The organism is Hahella sp. CCB-MM4, from assembly GCF_002260525.1.
GTDB lineage: Bacteria > Pseudomonadota > Gammaproteobacteria > Pseudomonadales > Oleiphilaceae > Hahella.
Map to the genome: position 1 here is coordinate 1 of NZ_MRYI01000115.1, position 384 is coordinate 384.

Here is a 384-nt window from a genome sequence, read left to right on the forward strand (position 1 = left end):
GACCTTCCTTGAGGCCGATGTGAAACAGCCCGCCGGGTTTCAGCGCGGCATGGATCGCGGCCAGATGGCGCGGCAGCTCGGCGCGCGTGGCATGCAGCAACGAGAAGCTGGCCCAAGCGGCGTCGTAGACCTCGGTCAGGGGCGTGTCGAAGCTGCCTTCCCGGGCAGGCAGGCCCCGCGCGCAGGCCAGCGCCACCATCTGGGGCGCGGCATCGACGGGGTCGGGCCGATGACCGGCGGCAGCCATATGCGCGCTGTCGCCGCCCGGTCCGCAGCCAAGATCCAGCACACGGGCCGAGGGGGGCAGGGCAGCAATGAAGGCCAACAGCGGAACCGAGGGCGGCCCCTCGGCGAAGAGGCGCGCGTAATCCCCGGCGCGGGCAG

1 protein-coding gene is annotated in these 384 nt (G+C 72.4%); it reads right to left on the minus strand.

Going from position 1 to position 384, the window contains the following annotated elements; genetic code table 11:
* A partial coding sequence (locus tag BTA51_RS29160; protein ID WP_141215729.1) for a bifunctional 2-polyprenyl-6-hydroxyphenol methylase/3-demethylubiquinol 3-O-methyltransferase UbiG occupies window positions 1-384 on the minus strand: 384 nt, incomplete at both ends.